Annotated in this window: 19 protein-coding genes and 1 pseudogene; 10 read left to right on the top strand and 10 right to left on the bottom strand. The window is 42.3% G+C overall.

Annotated elements, in window-relative coordinates; translation table 11 throughout:
• A partial coding sequence (gene priA, locus K8S13_RS13935) for a primosomal protein N' (protein WP_291463352.1) occupies positions 1-1,610 on the bottom strand: 1,610 nt, incomplete at its 3' end.
• Positions 1,611-1,758: 148 nt separating this feature from the next.
• On the opposite strand from priA, the gene upp reads away from it, so the two are divergent.
• Positions 1,759-2,385 (top strand): uracil phosphoribosyltransferase, encoded by a 627-nt coding sequence (gene upp / locus K8S13_RS13930; RefSeq protein ID WP_291463351.1) that lies wholly within the window; start codon positions 1,759-1,761, stop codon positions 2,383-2,385.
• A gap of 35 nt (positions 2,386-2,420) precedes the next feature.
• Positions 2,421-3,671 carry a uracil-xanthine permease family protein gene (locus tag K8S13_RS13925; protein ID WP_291463349.1) on the top strand — a complete coding sequence of 417 codons (1,251 nt, stop codon included), beginning with the start codon at positions 2,421-2,423 and terminating at the stop codon, positions 3,669-3,671.
• 90 nt (positions 3,672-3,761) lie between these two features.
• Here the strand turns inward: K8S13_RS13925 and K8S13_RS13920 are convergent, their stop codons facing one another.
• Entirely contained in the window at positions 3,762-4,640 is an 879-nt protein-coding gene (locus K8S13_RS13920; protein ID WP_291463348.1) for an NAD(P)-dependent oxidoreductase, read from the bottom strand.
• A gap of 392 nt (positions 4,641-5,032) precedes the next feature.
• Here K8S13_RS13920 and K8S13_RS13915 point away from each other — a divergent pair, with 392 nt between their 5' ends.
• The 5 genes from K8S13_RS13915 to K8S13_RS13895 all read left to right on the top strand — a co-directional run bounded on the left by K8S13_RS13915 (position 5,033) and on the right by K8S13_RS13895 (position 6,820).
• On the top strand, positions 5,033-5,653 hold the full coding sequence (locus K8S13_RS13915; protein ID WP_291463346.1) for a hypothetical protein: 621 nt from the start codon (positions 5,033-5,035) through the stop codon (positions 5,651-5,653).
• A gap of 64 nt (positions 5,654-5,717) precedes the next feature.
• Positions 5,718-6,068: a hypothetical protein gene (locus K8S13_RS13910; RefSeq protein WP_291463345.1), complete on the top strand. Its 351-nt coding sequence runs from the start codon at positions 5,718-5,720 to the stop codon at positions 6,066-6,068.
• A complete protein-coding gene (locus K8S13_RS13905; RefSeq protein ID WP_291463344.1) occupies positions 6,046-6,432 on the top strand; it encodes a hypothetical protein in 387 nt (128 codons plus the stop codon). The genes K8S13_RS13910 and K8S13_RS13905 overlap by 23 nt, the downstream gene beginning before the upstream one ends.
• The gene (locus tag K8S13_RS13900) at positions 6,425-6,553 is read left to right on the top strand and encodes a beta-eliminating lyase-related protein (RefSeq protein WP_291463341.1); all 129 of its coding nucleotides are present in this window, start codon (positions 6,425-6,427) and stop codon (positions 6,551-6,553) included. Before K8S13_RS13905 ends, K8S13_RS13900 begins: the two co-directional genes overlap by 8 nt.
• Before the next feature lie 24 nt (positions 6,554-6,577).
• Positions 6,578-6,820 carry a solute carrier family 23 protein gene (locus tag K8S13_RS13895; protein WP_291463339.1) on the top strand — a complete coding sequence of 81 codons (243 nt, stop codon included), beginning with the start codon at positions 6,578-6,580 and terminating at the stop codon, positions 6,818-6,820.
• A 72-nt stretch (positions 6,821-6,892) separates the two neighbouring features.
• Here the strand turns inward: K8S13_RS13895 and K8S13_RS13890 are convergent, their stop codons facing one another.
• The 3 genes and pseudogenes from K8S13_RS13890 to K8S13_RS25710 all read right to left on the bottom strand — a co-directional run.
• The gene (locus K8S13_RS13890; protein WP_291463338.1) at positions 6,893-7,330 is read right to left on the bottom strand and encodes a YqaA family protein; all 438 of its coding nucleotides are present in this window, start codon (positions 7,328-7,330) and stop codon (positions 6,893-6,895) included.
• A gap of 5 nt (positions 7,331-7,335) precedes the next feature.
• Positions 7,336-7,746: an NAD(P)-dependent oxidoreductase gene (locus tag K8S13_RS13885; protein ID WP_291463354.1), complete on the bottom strand. Its 411-nt coding sequence runs from the start codon at positions 7,744-7,746 to the stop codon at positions 7,336-7,338.
• Positions 7,738-8,052: pseudogene (locus tag K8S13_RS25710) on the bottom strand (NAD(P)-binding domain-containing protein); the annotation flags it as partial. The gene K8S13_RS13885 and the pseudogene K8S13_RS25710, both read right to left, overlap by 9 nt.
• Positions 8,053-8,064: 12 nt before the next feature.
• On the opposite strand from K8S13_RS25710, the gene K8S13_RS13870 reads away from it, so the two are divergent.
• The 3 genes from K8S13_RS13870 to ltaE are packed head-to-tail and all read left to right on the top strand — an operon-like array spanning position 8,065 to position 9,975.
• Positions 8,065-8,418, top strand: a complete 354-nt coding sequence (locus K8S13_RS13870; RefSeq protein WP_291463334.1) for a hypothetical protein — start codon at positions 8,065-8,067, stop codon at positions 8,416-8,418.
• Positions 8,418-8,978 carry an ATP-binding protein gene (locus tag K8S13_RS13865; protein WP_291463332.1) on the top strand — a complete coding sequence of 187 codons (561 nt, stop codon included), beginning with the start codon at positions 8,418-8,420 and terminating at the stop codon, positions 8,976-8,978. Before K8S13_RS13870 ends, K8S13_RS13865 begins: the two co-directional genes overlap by 1 nt.
• Positions 8,962-9,975: a low-specificity L-threonine aldolase gene (gene ltaE / locus K8S13_RS13860; protein ID WP_291463331.1), complete on the top strand. Its 1,014-nt coding sequence runs from the start codon at positions 8,962-8,964 to the stop codon at positions 9,973-9,975. The genes K8S13_RS13865 and ltaE overlap by 17 nt, the downstream gene beginning before the upstream one ends.
• 5 nt (positions 9,976-9,980) lie before the next feature.
• Here ltaE and K8S13_RS13855 read toward each other — a convergent pair whose 3' ends face one another.
• From K8S13_RS13855 to K8S13_RS13835, 5 genes are all read right to left on the bottom strand, one after another.
• Positions 9,981-11,264 carry a citrate synthase gene (locus tag K8S13_RS13855; protein WP_291463329.1) on the bottom strand — a complete coding sequence of 428 codons (1,284 nt, stop codon included), beginning with the start codon at positions 11,262-11,264 and terminating at the stop codon, positions 9,981-9,983.
• 95 nt (positions 11,265-11,359) lie between these two features.
• Positions 11,360-11,620, bottom strand: a complete 261-nt coding sequence (locus tag K8S13_RS13850) for a zinc ribbon domain-containing protein (RefSeq protein ID WP_291463328.1) — start codon at positions 11,618-11,620, stop codon at positions 11,360-11,362.
• A 61-nt stretch (positions 11,621-11,681) separates the two neighbouring features.
• A complete protein-coding gene (gene recN, locus K8S13_RS13845) occupies positions 11,682-13,448 on the bottom strand; it encodes a DNA repair protein RecN (protein ID WP_291463326.1) in 1,767 nt (588 codons plus the stop codon).
• A complete protein-coding gene (locus tag K8S13_RS13840; protein ID WP_291463325.1) occupies positions 13,408-14,394 on the bottom strand; it encodes an iron transporter in 987 nt (328 codons plus the stop codon). The genes recN and K8S13_RS13840 overlap by 41 nt, the downstream gene beginning before the upstream one ends.
• A complete protein-coding gene (locus K8S13_RS13835; protein WP_291463324.1) occupies positions 14,378-14,560 on the bottom strand; it encodes a conjugal transfer protein TraB in 183 nt (60 codons plus the stop codon). Before K8S13_RS13835 ends, K8S13_RS13840 begins: the two co-directional genes overlap by 17 nt.
• Between the last annotated feature and the right edge of the window lie 75 nt (positions 14,561-14,635).

The following is a 14,635-nucleotide window of genomic DNA, read 5'->3' as shown; positions in this document are numbered from 1 at the left end:
TATTCATTGTGCCCTTTTTGAGGGGTCATGGTCACATCAGAATATTTGCAGGTCAGAGACTTTCCGCAATCCATGCAGACAGGGAACGTTGCAAACCCCCGCCTGGTCAAAAAGATCAACGCCTGGGTTCCGTTATCAAGACAAGTTCGAATCTCTTTTGAAAGGTCAGGCGTTATGATCCTGTCATATCCTCTCGCATCCTTATATTTTTTAAGATCCACAAGGGTTATCCTGGGCAATGGATGCCGGTTGACACGTTTTTTAAGTTTTAATTCCTCAAATCGCTTTATAACAACATTCTGATAGGATTGAACAGAAGGGGTTGCCGAGCCTAAAATCACCGGACAATCATTCATTTTACCGCGGACAACGGCAAGATCCCTTGCATTATATCTTAAGCCCCTCTCCTGTTTATAAGAGGTATCATGTTCCTCATCCACAATAATGATCCCGATATTTTCAAATGGCGCAAAAACAGCAGACCTGGCACCGATAACAATGCTCACCTTTTTTAAGACAATTTTGTGCCATTGATCCAGAAGCTCACCTTGGGTTAATGAAGAATGAATGACGGCTATTTTCTCCCCAAACCTTGCCCTGAAGCGTCTTTCCGTCTGGGAAATCAAAGAAATCTCCGGTACAAGCACAATGGCACTCTTCCCTTTTTCAACCACATCCCACACCAGCCGCATATAAACTTCGGTCTTGCCGGACCCTGTGACGCCGGATAAGAGATATGGGGCAAATCCCCGGCTCAAATTTTCCTGCACCCTTTTGACCACTATCTGCTGTTCCGATGTCAACTTTGGCGGTGTATCAGGCTCCACAGGATCTCCTAAAGGATCTCTGAAAACCTGGCGTTGAATAATCTGTATATATCCGGCTTCCGCCAATGGCTTTATCAATGCCGGTGCCGTAGGAATAAGCACTTTTAACCCGGTCAGAGAGATCTCTTTTTTCTCCTTCACCAGACAAAGAAGTTTCTTTCTTTTTTTTGACATACGAATGATAGTTTTCGGGCCATCACTATGAAGAATAAATTTTTCTTTTTTTATATTTGCCCCGTCTCTTTTTAATACGGCTGAAACCGTTATTAAATCTTTTTTTTCCATCCTGCGGATCAAGGCGTTGATCGTAGTGTTTTGGCTATTTTTTTTCAATTGTTTTACGGCGCAGGATTGGCGTTGCAAAACAAACTCAATCACCTGTTCCTCCCCGGGTGTAAGCCTGCCTGCATTCAAATGATCCTGACCGTGCTGTGTAACAAAAACACAAGAGACATCATGGCGGTCAAGACCGGAAGGAAGCGCAGTTTTAATCACTTCTCCCAAAGGATGGATATAATATCCGGCAATCCACTTAAAAAAGGATATTTCCGATTCCGGAAACAAGGGATGATCATCTAAAACATCGAAAATTTTCTTTGCCTTAAATCCTTTACAATCTTTCTGCCCTGAAAGAATATATCCGCTCACCCGCCTGTTTCCAAATGGAACCAGCACCCTCATTCCCGGGGAACAAAAATCTTTTAAATGATCCGGAACACTGTATGTGTATGATTTTATTACGGGAAGAGATACGGCAACAGATATGTAAGATATTTGAGTCATCCGTCCTATTGTGCATAAAATAAAAAATATTTCAACATAAGAATTTCCAAAGACTTATTTGCTTGACTAGCCTATATGATTTTAATAGTTTCTTAGTGATATTTTTTATCCGATATCCAGGAGAAATAGTAATAATAAAGGAGGCAGTATGACTGTATTTGTAGAGGATCATCCTCTTATAAAGCATAAATTAGGACTAATGCGCCAAAAAGACATCAGCACAAAAGATTTCAGGGATCTTTCTGCGGAGGTTGCAAGACTTTTGACCTATGAAGCCACAAAAGACCTTGCCACAGAAAAAAAGGTGATTGTAGGGTGGGCCGGAAAAGTTGAAGTCGAAAAAATTAAGGGGAAAAAAATTACCGTTGTTCCCATTTTAAGAGCCGGGGTTGGAATGCTGGATGGTGTGTTTGACCTCATACCATCTGCCAAGGTCAGCGTGGTCGGATTCTACAGAAATGAAGAGACCTTAAAACCGGTACAGTATTATGTTAAAACAGCCAGTTCCATGGAAGAGAGAACTGCTTTGATTCTCGACCCCATGCTGGCAACCGGGGGAACCCTTATTGCCACCATTGACCTGCTGAAAAAAGCTGGATGCAAAACCATCAAAGGTCTTTTTCTGGTGGCAGCACCCGAAGGGATTGCAAACGTAGAGCAAAAACACCCGGATGTGGATATTTATGTGGCCAGTGTTGATGAATGTCTCAATGAAATCGGCTATATACTGCCAGGCCTGGGGGATGCCGGTGATAAAATTTTTGGCACTAAATAAAACCATTAATTAATTAAAAAAAGGTAGAAAACAAAATGTCCAATTCTAATCAAGCTCCAACCGACTACAATTTTCAGGTAAAAGACTGTTTTTTAGGCGCCCAGATGCTGTTTGTCGCATTTGGTGCCCTGGTTTTAGTACCGCTTTTAACCGGCCTTGACCCAAATGTTGCACTTTTCACAGCAGGTCTTGGAACTTTGGTATTCCAAATTATTACCAGGGGTAAAGTCCCTATCTTTTTAGCTTCCTCATTTGCTTTTATTGCACCTATTATCTATGGGGTAAAAACCTGGGGAATCCCAGGAACCATGTGCGGCCTTGCTGCTGCAGGTGTTTTGTATATGCTGCTGAGTCTTCTGGTACGGGTGCAGGGAAGCGATATTATTAAAAGAGTACTTCCCCCGGTTGTAACAGGCCCTGTCATTATGGTAATCGGGCTGATTCTTGCCCCTGTTGCCGTATACATGGCCATGGGAAAAACCGGAGATGGTGCTATTGTGCTCTTTCCCCAGGCAAAAGCCATGACTATCAGCCTTCTTGCCCTTGCCACAACCATTCTTGTCTCCATTCTCGGGAAAGGCGTTTTCAAACTGATCCCTATTCTCTGCGGTATTGTGGTTGGGTATATTGTTGCCCTGATTTTCGGGTTTGTTGACTTTTCCGGCATCGCTAAAGCATCCTGGTTTGCTGTACCCAATTTTGTTTTGCCTGAATGGAATCTTCAGGCCATATTTTTTATTGTTCCCATTGCCATTGCACCTGCCATTGAACACTTTGGCGATGTTGTGGCCATCGGTGGCGTTACCGGCAAAGATTACCTGAAAGACCCGGGTATCCAAAACACCATGCTGGGTGACGGCGTGGCAACTTCCCTTGCATCATTTTTGGGTGGGCCACCCAATACCACCTATTCGGAAGTCACCGGTGCCGTTGCTCTGACAAAGGTATTCAACCCCGCCATCATGACCTGGGCAGCCATTGCAGCCATTATTCTGGCCTTTGTTGGTAAATTGGGAGCCATCCTTCAAACAATACCCGTCCCGGTTATGGGAGGGATTATGCTGCTTCTTTTCGGTGCCATCATGGTTGTGGGCTTAAACACCCTGGTAAAATCCGGTGACGATCTCCTGGAAGCAAGGAATCTTTCCATTGTTGCACTGATCCTGATCTTCGGTATTGGTGGGATGAGTTTTTCAGCCGGCCAGTTCCAGCTTCAAGGCATTGGTCTTGCCGGTATCCTGGGGGTTGTTTTAAATCTTGTTCTTCCCCACGGCAAAAAAGAATAATTCAATAAACAGCTCTTACATACCCCTGGAAAAGATATACCCAAGGTATAATTTTCCAGGGGTATTTTTCAGTAGATATCTCCATGGAATCTATTGAAACAATTTAAAAAGTGCCTGGGTTCCATCATTTTCAAATCCATTTTCCGCCATTTTTTTATAAAGAGACAAGGCAAGGTCAAGTCCGGGGGTTTCAAGCCCTAAACGATTTGAAGATGTGGCGGCAATATTCATATCCTTTATAAAATGCTTGATATAAAATCCTGGCTCAAAATTCTGGGCAATCATCCGGGGACCCAGATTATTTAATGACCATGATCCGGCTGCACCCGACCCAATACTCTTTAATACGGTCTCTGGATCAAGACCCGACTTTTTAGCATAGGCTATTGACTCACAGACCGCCACCATTCCGGCTGCAATGGCAATCTGGTTTGCCATTTTGGTATGCTGGCCTGCGCCTGCTTTCCCCTGCAGTACAATATTTTTACCCATCACTTCAAAAAGAGGACTGACCTTATCAAAGGTCTTTTTATCCCCGCCAACCATAATGGAAAGACTTGCATTTTGAGCACCTAAATCCCCGCCTGACACCGGTGCATCAAGTGATTCAATGCCTTTTTCTTTTGCCTGCTCATATATTTTAACAGCAAGATCCGGGATGGATGTGGTCATATCAATTACTACGGTCCCTTTCCCTGCATGGTTTAAAATACCATCGCCAACCAGATAGACATCTTCAACGTCAGCCGGGAACCCGACAATGGTAATAATGACATCACATTTTGAACTCAGTTCGGATACAGTCTCCTTCCAAACAGCACCTTTTGAGATGATATTATCAGCCTTATTCTTTGTACGGGTATAAACATGCAATTCATATCCGGCATTCAAAATATGTCCGGCCATACTTTGGCCCATGACCCCCAATCCGACAAATCCGACAATGGTTTTTCCTGGCTCCATACTCATGAATCAAATCTCCTAAAAATAATATTTGCTCCATTAATGACAATTTTTTAAAGGTTAATCAACACCTGACTGCTTGAATTCTTCAATAAACCTTTGCTTAACCCACAGGATAATCGTATGTAAACTAAAATACTATTCTTTTATTATTTGGTTGAATATATTTTTGTTCCATTGTGTAAATTTTTTCACAATTATATGAACTTTTTGTAACAATGTTACATTTTTTTCCTAGGAAAAAATTATCCTAAATATTTGTAATTACTATCAAATAAGACTCTTAAAGTGCAACAAATTTGGTGTATTTCTTGCATGTATTATAACCAAAAAAGGAAACATTCTGATAACGAGCAAAATATATTTGTTATTTTTTACATTTTAACGGGAGGCGACCCATGAGACCAAAACTTATGACATCCTTTGTTGCCGCGCTGATGATCCTGATCGGCATAACCCTTGCCACCGCCGAACAACTCAGGTGGCGTGTTGATTTAACCGTTGACTCAATTGAGGACGGTATCCAGGGTATTTCAATAGGCGATCAGTTTATTGCCGAGTTCGAGGTAGAGCCGTCACTTTTTGGCCTTCCCGACGGCGTGCAGGACGGCCGGTTCGTTAACTTCGACCTGACCATCGGAGAAGTTAACTGGAACGAATTCCAACCCCACTCCTCTCCTCAATTCCTTCTCTCAGCCGATGGAATAGCTGCTGTATCCTGTTATCTCACCGTTACAATTCCCGCCCACCCGGATTTATCCTTTTTTTTGCCTGCGTCACCCGCTGCATGGGAAGTGAAGGACGAGAATGATTGGGCCGGCGTGCCAATCTTTGGCGGTGATTTTGGAGGAACCTACACTGTCAGGCCCATCCCCAATTGTGTGGGCGAGTTCGACCTTGACTGGGACCGGGACGTGGACGGGTCAGACCTGGCAGGCTACCTGCCGGCCATTATTGATCTGGAGGGTTTTGCCGCTGTTTTCGGCAGTCAGGATTATTGTCCGCGTCCGGAACCTTAATGCACAAATCCAAGAAACGGTTGGATTGTTCTGAAAAATGATACCCGGGATATCACGCAATTGTATGTTGCAAACATGGCCATATGCATGGGGTGAAACCCTTCCGGATACATTCCTCCCGGCGGATTTTCCTGCTCTGGTTGGAGGGGCTCTTGTGGTGGACAGCATGGATGAGTTTGCCCCTGGTACTTACTATTTGGGAGAATTGCCTGTGGGTCATTATTCAATTCTTATTACTCGCCGTGCTGTCCGTGATTCAGGCGATGGTTCCACCGAAGAATATATCAGGGTTGTTTATTTTAATTCCGACGTGGATGTTGTTCCATGCGATCAAGTTGCACAGCTGAATTTAAATGCAAGCTCTTACAATGCATATGATATGGTATTCCCCTGTGAAACCGAAAAAATTGAATGAGGCATTTAAAATACTCCTGGATAATGGCAAACTAACTCTGGTAAATAATCGGATCGAAGCTGCACAAAGAGCGGAATCTGAACGCATTTATACTGAAAACGTCCAATTTGTCCGGGACAGTCTTGCGGTTCTTGATCCGGAATTTCTGGAGTTTATAGAAACTCCGATACTTGATGATGATATCAATGACCCTTCAGGAAACAACTGGCACCATACCATTACACACAACTCCGGAGAAACGTCTATTGTAACGACTCTTGGGAAAACATTGAACGGCGGCGGATATTTTATTGTTAGAAATTCCTGGGGAGGCAACTGCAAAGGTAGGGGACGATGTGTATGGGGAAGATCCCACCATGAATGAACTTGAGGCCCTTACCGCAAAAATGCTCGGCACAGAAGATGCAATTTTCTGTACCAGCGGCACACAGACCAATCTTTTGGCTCTTCTGGTCCATTGTGAAAGAGAGGTGAATATATTGTAGGGCAGCACGCCCATACCTACCGGTATGAAGGAGGAGGAGCTGCTGCTTCTTTTTGGTGCCATCATGGTTGTGGGCTTAAATACCCTGGTAAAATCCGGTGACAATCTTCTGGAAGCAAGGAATCTTTCCATTGTTGCACTGATCCTGATCTTCGGTATTGGAGGGATGAGTTTTTCAGCCGGCCAGTTCCAGCTTCAAGGCATTGGTCTTGCCGGTATCCTTGGGGTTGTTTTAAATCTTGTTCTTCCCCACGGCAAAAAAAAATAATTCAATAGACAGCTCTTCCATACCCCTGGAAAAAAATATGCCTGACATATCATTTCCAGGGGTATTATTATTTTAAATTGTCAAGACAGCCCAGGAGACAAAAACATACCTCAAAAATTTGCCGATGCTCACAAGCAAAAGAAATACAATAAAATTAACTTTCAGTATTCCTGCGGCAACGGTTAATGGATCACCAATAATGGGAACCCATGCAAACAAAAGGCTAAAAACTCCGTATTTTTTAAAACGGTTTTCAGCCTTTCCAATTTCCAAATTTGATATTCTATAAAATTTATTAAGCAGTATCCGGCTGCCCAAAATCCCTAGGCCATAATTTACGACAGATCCCAGCACATTACCGGTTGTTGCAGCAAAAACCGTCACATATGGGCTGAAATCATGGGTTAGCAGATACCCTAAGACCACTTCAGAACTGAAAGGCAGAATGGTTGCTGCAAGAAATGAGGCCAGAAACAATCCCCAATAGCTGTATTCAGCTAATATCTCCACGGGATCTATTGAAACAGCTTAAAGAGTGCCTGGGTTCCATTGTTTTCAAATCCCTTTTCCGCCATTTTTTCATACAGGGACAAGGCAAGATTGAGCCCAGGGGTTTCAAGTCCTAAACGGTTTGAAGATGTCACGGCAATATTCATATCTTTTATAAAATGTTTGATATAAAATCCCGGCTCAAAGTTTTCTTCAATCATCCGGGGACCCAGATTATTTAATGACCATGATCCGGCAGCACCCGACCCAATACTCTTAAGTACGGTTTTGTACGGTTTTTGGATCAAGACCTGATTTTTAGCATACGCTATGGCCTCACAAACCGCCACCATTCCGGCTGCAATGGCAATCTGGTTGGCCACTTTGGTATGCTGGCCTGCACCTGGCTTCCCCTGGAGTACAATATTTTTACCCATCACTTTAAAAAGAGGTCCGACCTTATCAAAGGTCTTTTTATCCCCGCCAACCATAATGGAAAGACTTGCATTTTGAGCACCCAAATTCCCACCTGACACGGGCGCATCAAGTGATTCAATGCCTTTTCCTTTTGCCTTTTAATAAATTTTAACAGCAAGATCCGGGATGGATGTGGTCATATCAATCACAACGGTCCTGTTTCCTGCATGATTTAAAATGCCATTGTCACCCAGATACACCTCTTCAACATCAGTGGGAAAAGCCCTTCTTCCTTGACATTTTCCTATCCCATAGATACAAAACATATAATGACAAACATGGAAAATCAAACAAAAAAAGAGATAATAGACAAACAGTTATTAGCTGCCGGTTGGGATATTACTGACTGTACACAGGTAATTGAAGCAAAGAAAACTTCCAAAGATGGTGAAGCTGATCGTGAGCAGGCTAAACAATACTGTTATAACATCCAGAAACAATATAATTGCAGACTCCCATTATGTTTTTATACAAATGGATTTGAAATATTTTTCTGGGATTTGGAAAACTATCCCCCAAGAAAAATAATAGGATATCCAACTCGTGACGATCTTGAACGCTACCATTACATAAAAAGTAATAAGAAATTATTAGATGAAATTTTACTATTAACTAAAGATCTGGCAGCTTGATGACTTCAAAAGAACTGAAACAGATGGAGATATCAAGCCCCGGCACTCTTGTCAAAGGTCTTGATAAAAAGAGCTTTGGGAAGAAAAGTATTCTGCGTAATGCCAACATTGCAAACCTTTTTCACCGTATGGGCTATATAGAAAAAATGGGAACCGGCATTATAAGAATGCAGAAATTGATGAAAGAAGCAGGGCTTAATCCCATTCAATTTGAATTTGACTATTTTGTTACAGCTATTTTTAAACGCCAGGTTGTCGAGAATAACGTGTCAAGTAATGGCAAGTTAAATGGCAAGTTAAATGGCAAGTTAAATGGCAAGTTAAATCCTGAATTACTTTTATTGCTGGAATATATCGCAAAACACCCGGGGACACAGGCAAATGATGTAGCAAACAGCCTGAAACGTCCTGTTGATACAATTCATAAACAGATTAGGACATTGATAAATAAAGAAGCGGACAAGAATCCTTATTATGAAATAAACTTTTTACGCAAGCCATATTTAGAAACTTGCAACAAGATAGGACTTTTTAGTAAAAACAATGGAAAAACAGATTGATTTAAGAAGTGATACCGTCACCAAACCTTCGGCTGCCATGCGAAAAGCCATGGCAACTGCAAAGGTAGGGGACGATGTGTATGGGGAAGATCCCACCATGAATGAACTTGAGGCCCTTGCCGCAAAAATGCTCGGTACAGAAGAGGCAATTTTCTGCACCAGCGGCACCCAGACCAATCTTTTGGCTCTTCTGGTCCATTGTGAAAGAGGAGATGAGTATATTGTGGGGCAGCACGCCCATACCTACCGGTATGAAGGAGGAGGCGCTGCTGTGTTTGGAAGTATTCAGCCCCAGCCCCTGGATTTTGAACCCGATGGGAGTTTAAATCTTGAAAAAGTATCACAATTTATTAAACCCGATGATTTTCATTTTGCCAGGACAGCACTTTTCTGCCTTGAAAACACCCAGGCGGGAAAAGTATTGCCTTTGGATTATCTTAAAAAGGCAAGCAAGTTTGCAACGGACAACAGGTTAATGCTTCATCTTGACGGGGCAAGAGTCTTTAATGCTGCCGTAAAGCTTAAGGTTGATGTCAAAGAGATCACAAAATATTTTGATACGATTTCCTGCTGTCTGTCAAAAGGCCTGGGCGCACCTGTGGGGTCTGTTCTCTGTGGGTCAAGAGACCGGATAAAAAAAGCAAGGCGCTGGCGCAAGGTTCTGGGCGGCGGTATGAGACAGGCAGGCATCCTGGCAGCCGCAGGTATTTTTGCCCTTTCAAACAATATCCAGCGGCTTGAAAAGGACCATGAAAATGCTCTGACCCTGGCCAGAGGATTATCTGAAATAAATGATATTCAAATTGATATGCAGATGGTTCAAACCAATATCATTTTTGCAGATATCAAAGCGGATATGGATGCATTTTATAATTTTCTAAAAGAAAATAGAATCATCATCGATAAAAGCAATCACTTAAGACTGGTCACTCACCTGGATATATCAACCGAGGATATTGAGGTTACTATCCAGGCGTTCAAAGCGTTCTTCGGGTAGACAAACTATCCCCGATCATCAATGGGCATATAATCAGAAAACTGATCACCTGTATAGATCTGACGCGGTCTTGATATCCTCATCTCAGGGTCAGATATATCCTCTTTCCACTGGGCAATCCATCCCGGCAGACGGCCTATGGCAAACATAACCGTAAACATCTTGGTTGGAATCCCCATGGCCCGCAATACAATGCCCGAATAAAAATCAACATTAGGGTAAAGATTTTTGTCTTTAAAATACGAATCTTTTAAAGCGGCTTCCTCAAGCCTTTGGACAATATCCAGCAAGGGGTCTTTTCTTTTAATTTTTGCAAGGAGGATATCACTCATCTTTTTCATGATCTTTGACCGTGGGTCAAAGGTCTTATAGACCCTGTGACCGAATCCATAAAGCCGGAAAGGATCATTTTTATCTTTTGCTTTTGAGAGGCACTCATTGATCGTCATCCCGTCTTTATGAATTTCTTCCAGCATATTGACCACTGCCTGATTTGCTCCGCCATGCAGGGGTCCCCAAAGTGCTGAAATTCCAGATGAAATCGCTGAATAAATATTGACCTTGCCACTTCCCACAACCCTTACGGCAGTGGTGGAACAATTCTGCTCATGATCGGCATGAAGAATCCAGAAAACATTTAAGGCCCTGACCATATCATCATCTATACGATAGGGAACCACCACATTGTCAAACATCATGTTTAAAAAGTTAGCACAATAACACAGATCCGGCCTTGGATAGACAACCTTTTCCCCTAATGAAATCCTGTAAGCCATTGCCGACATTGTCCTGATTTTAGAAATCAGCCGAAGATATGTTGTGTTCATCTCCTCCTCAATGCCAACCAATTCAGGATAAAAACTTCTCATGGCATTAACCATGGCGGAAAGGATTCCCATGGGGTGGGCTTTGGGGGGATAATTCTGGTAAAACGCCTTCATATTCTCATGCAAAGGAGAGAAATCATTCAAATAGACGCTGATTCGGGTCAATTCTTTTCTGGTGGGAAGATGTCCTGTAATTAAGAGAGCAGCTGTTTCTACAAAAGTTGAGTGCTCGGCCAGTTGCTCAATGGGGATACCCCGATGCCTTAAAATGCCCCTTTCCCCATCCATATAGGTAATGGCACTTTTGCAGGTTCCGGTATTTCCAAATCCGGGATCAAATGTAATATATCCTGTTTCCTGGCGCAGGCTTCTGATATCAATTGCCTTTTCTCCTTCTGAACCTTCAATCACGGGAAGTGTCAGCTCTTTTCCATCAATCACAAGTTTGGCATACTCTTTCATCAAAATCTCCTTGTCTTACGCAGCTATTTTACATCGATTTTCTAAATGGGAAAAAACTTAGACTGGCAAACGAGTCTTGCGGGGTTATCTTATTCTCACCTGGTCTCACCCGGAACAGTGTAGGTTTTACAAGATCCGGTGGCGCATTGTCTTTCCTGGGTATGAACTCCCTTAGCCCCATTATTAAATTGTCCGGAAGATGAACTTCCCATGGCAAAATTGGTTTTGGAAACAACTCTCTCAAATTCCTTTGATTTGCATTTGGGGCAATGGATCGTATCATTATCATCTGAGGCCATTACAATGACTTCAAAAAATTCTTCACATTTTGAGCATTTAAATTCATATATTGGCATAACAGCTCCTTTGTTTCCGGATTTTCAATAATTTCTTAACTTAATCATAAAAGCCTATTTGTCAAGAGGAAGCCTGATCAAGCAGTTCTCTGGCATGGGTCAGGGTTGCGTTGGAAATACTTGTCCCGCCGATCATCCGGGCGATTTCCTCAATTCTTTCAGTTTCTTCTTTCAAAGAGACAATACTTGTACAGGTCCGCTCATTGATCACATCTTTAGTTATTCTGAACTGGTTTGTAGCATATTTTGCAATCTGGGCCAGATGTGTAATACAGATCACCTGATGTTTCTGGGACAATTGTTTTAATTTAAGACCGACTTTCTCTGATGTTGCTCCCCCGATACCGGCATCCACTTCGTCAAAAATCAATGTTTCCAAAGACTGAGTTTTCGAGAGAACCGCCTTTAAGGCCAGAACAATTCTTGACAGTTCGCCACCCGAAGCAATTTTAACAAGCGGTTTTAAAGCTTCCCCTGGATTTGGGCGAAGAAGAAAACTGACTTTATCCATCCCGTTTGGCCCTATTTTTTCCCCGGCAGTTGTTGCGATATCATCTGAATCCCCATTGCTCTGACCGGTGCTCTGACCGGTGCTCTGACTGGTGCTCTGACTGGTGCTCTGACTGGTGCTCTGAGTGGAAAAGGCAACCTTAAACTCTGCTTTTGCCATTTCAAGGGCATCCAATTCAATTCTGGCAAGTCCGGATAATTTTTCACCGGATATTTTCCTTAAGGTTGATAATTCTTTTGCTTTTTGATCAATCACTTTTAAACCCTGCTGAATGTCCTTTTCAAAAACAATAATTTGTTTTTCAATCTCAGTGGTATGAGAAAGCCTCTTTTGCATTGCTTCATATTCATCAAACAGCGCATCAAGGCTCCCGCCATATTTTCTTTTCAGTCTGGAAATCAAGTCCAGTCTTTGATCCGTCGTTTCAAGAGAGGCTGGATCAAGATCAATGGTAGAAGAGAAATTCCTTAATTGTTCGGCAATATCCTGCAAATCAAATATGGTACCTGAAAGCTGGTGTGCAATTTTTTCAAGGGATTCATCTACTGTGCCTGCTTTTTCCATATCATTTCTTAAAAAAGACAAGCTCTCGATGAGAGACCCTTCCCTGTCGTAGATTTCATGGATGGAACGATTGGTCGCCTCAAATATTTTTGATGCATTCAAAAGAGTATCACGTTTTTTTTCAAGGTCTTCGTCTTCATGGGGCACAATAGCAGCATCGCTGATTTCATTTATTTGAAACTCTAAAAAATCCTGTTCTTTTCTTTTTGTATCCAGGCTTTCTTTTAGTTCTCTTATCTTTTTTTTTAAAGGAACAATCGTCTGGTACAGGTTCCGGACTCCATTTTTCAGATCTGTTGTCCCTGCGAACTCATCTAAAATATCCAAATGGTTCTCTTTTTTTAAAAGCCCCTGATGGGCATGCTGACTTGAGATACCGGCAAGATTATGGGTTACCTGTTTTAAAAAATCCAGGGTAGACTGCCGTGAATTGATAAATACACGGCTTTTACCCAAAGATGAAATAACCCGGCGGACAATCAGGCCGTTGGAACTATCAATGCCCTGCTCTTCTAAAATTGTTTCAGCCTGTGAATGCTCATCAAAGTCAAAAAAGGCTTCCAATTCTGCATTGTCACAGCCTGCTCTCACCAGATCAGCCGATGCCCTTGACCCGAGCAACAGGTTGACTGCCTCAACAATAATTGATTTTCCCGTACCGGTTTCCCCGGTCAATACGGAAAATCCGTCTTTAAATGAAATCCGTATGTCATCAATGATCGCAAAGTTTTTTATGGCAAGCTCGCTTAACATAACGCCTCCTTGCAGATAAAAAAACCGAATACAGCCAGGTAACAATTATGGCAGCAAGTAATCTTGGAATCCATAACCAGAATATCGGCAGCCCCAAAGGCAGGAACAAGGCAGGATCTTCAATCATAGCATGATTGATCCCAATGGAAAGATGCAGTTTGGTTAAGTCCTCTTTTTTATACTCATTGGATCGAGTCTCTTCAACAATGACTGCCGCCCCATAGGCCAGTCCAAAAATGGATGCTGTCAGCCAGAGCATCCCGGTTGAACGGTTCAGGCCCATAACAGAGAGAACCGGAGATGTCATTTTAGTTATAAAGGTTATAATATTAAACTCTTTAGCCAGTTCGAGAATCACCATCAGCGGCATGATAATACAAAAAATCTGAACGATCAGTTTAAAGGTTCCCCACCCCCAATGTTTTAACATTACCACAAACGGCTTTGTTTCCTGGGCAAAGGTTCCCATGCCCATCGCCCCACCTGTTTCAGGGGTTACACCCATTATTTTTGCGCAGGTAAAAGTCACAAGTAATGCTATAAACAATCTGAAAAAAGCCGCAAAGACTGAATTGAGCCCTGAGTTCCCCTGAACAATGCTCTCCTGGATCAGGTTATGGGATATCAGGGTGAATATGGCAATCAGGGTCATATGTTCCATGGAAAAGGGCATAACAGAAAGAGCGGCCACGGTTCCATAAATGCCGGTAAAAAGCCCGATGATGATAACAAGGGCAGCAGATGCCGGCAGGGAGAGCCATGTCATGACCGGTGTCAGCAGAAAATCCAGTTTGTAAATGATTCCAAAGTGAACCAGCAGGGTAGTGGCAAAAGATATGGGAAGAATAATCTTCAGCAGCCAGATGAGTCCTTTCCACCCTTTTATCAGGCCCTGTCTTATCCCGGATTTTATTCTTGAAAAAATATTTTCAGTCTTGTTGGTCATCAGAAGACGCTGCTTTGTTCACATGTTTTTTAACAGTTTCATTAACCGTTGTATAAATATCTTTAAAAGATTCATGAAGATTGGATGGGGATAGTCTTCCCATTTCAATGAATTTAACTATAATCTCTTTTGTTGCTCTTAATATCTGTTCATCAATTGATTTCATAATCATCTAAATATCAAAACTGTTTGTCAAGGTCAAGAATTTGAATGATTTTGTATTGCCAGGAAAAATATAATG

The organism is Desulfobacula sp. (genome assembly GCF_021107415.1).
This window is presented reverse-complemented; position numbering and strand designations above follow the sequence as displayed.

Coding starts and splice junctions, on each gene's coding strand:
- upp (WP_291463351.1), top strand. CDS start 1,759: ATGACTGTATTTGTAGAGGATCATCCTCTTATAAAGCATAAATTAGGA.
- K8S13_RS13925 (WP_291463349.1), top strand. CDS start 2,421: ATGTCCAATTCTAATCAAGCTCCAACCGACTACAATTTTCAGGTAAAA.
- K8S13_RS13920 (WP_291463348.1), bottom strand. CDS start 4,640: ATGAGTATGGAGCCAGGAAAAACCATTGTCGGATTTGTCGGATTGGGG.
- K8S13_RS13915 (WP_291463346.1), top strand. CDS start 5,033: ATGAGACCAAAACTTATGACATCCTTTGTTGCCGCGCTGATGATCCTG.
- K8S13_RS13910 (WP_291463345.1), top strand. CDS start 5,718: ATGTTGCAAACATGGCCATATGCATGGGGTGAAACCCTTCCGGATACA.
- K8S13_RS13900 (WP_291463341.1), top strand. CDS start 6,425: ATGAATGAACTTGAGGCCCTTACCGCAAAAATGCTCGGCACAGAAGAT.
- K8S13_RS13895 (WP_291463339.1), top strand. CDS start 6,578: ATGAAGGAGGAGGAGCTGCTGCTTCTTTTTGGTGCCATCATGGTTGTG.
- K8S13_RS13885 (WP_291463354.1), bottom strand. CDS start 7,746: ATGGGTAAAAATATTGTACTCCAGGGGAAGCCAGGTGCAGGCCAGCAT.
- K8S13_RS13870 (WP_291463334.1), top strand. CDS start 8,065: ATGGAAAATCAAACAAAAAAAGAGATAATAGACAAACAGTTATTAGCT.
- K8S13_RS13865 (WP_291463332.1), top strand. CDS start 8,418: ATGACTTCAAAAGAACTGAAACAGATGGAGATATCAAGCCCCGGCACT.
- ltaE (WP_291463331.1), top strand. CDS start 8,962: ATGGAAAAACAGATTGATTTAAGAAGTGATACCGTCACCAAACCTTCG.
- K8S13_RS13855 (WP_291463329.1), bottom strand. CDS start 11,264: ATGAAAGAGTATGCCAAACTTGTGATTGATGGAAAAGAGCTGACACTT.
- K8S13_RS13850 (WP_291463328.1), bottom strand. CDS start 11,620: ATGCCAATATATGAATTTAAATGCTCAAAATGTGAAGAATTTTTTGAA.
- recN (WP_291463326.1), bottom strand. CDS start 13,448: ATGTTAAGCGAGCTTGCCATAAAAAACTTTGCGATCATTGATGACATA.
- K8S13_RS13840 (WP_291463325.1), bottom strand. CDS start 14,394: ATGACCAACAAGACTGAAAATATTTTTTCAAGAATAAAATCCGGGATA.
- K8S13_RS13835 (WP_291463324.1), bottom strand. CDS start 14,560: ATGAAATCAATTGATGAACAGATATTAAGAGCAACAAAAGAGATTATA.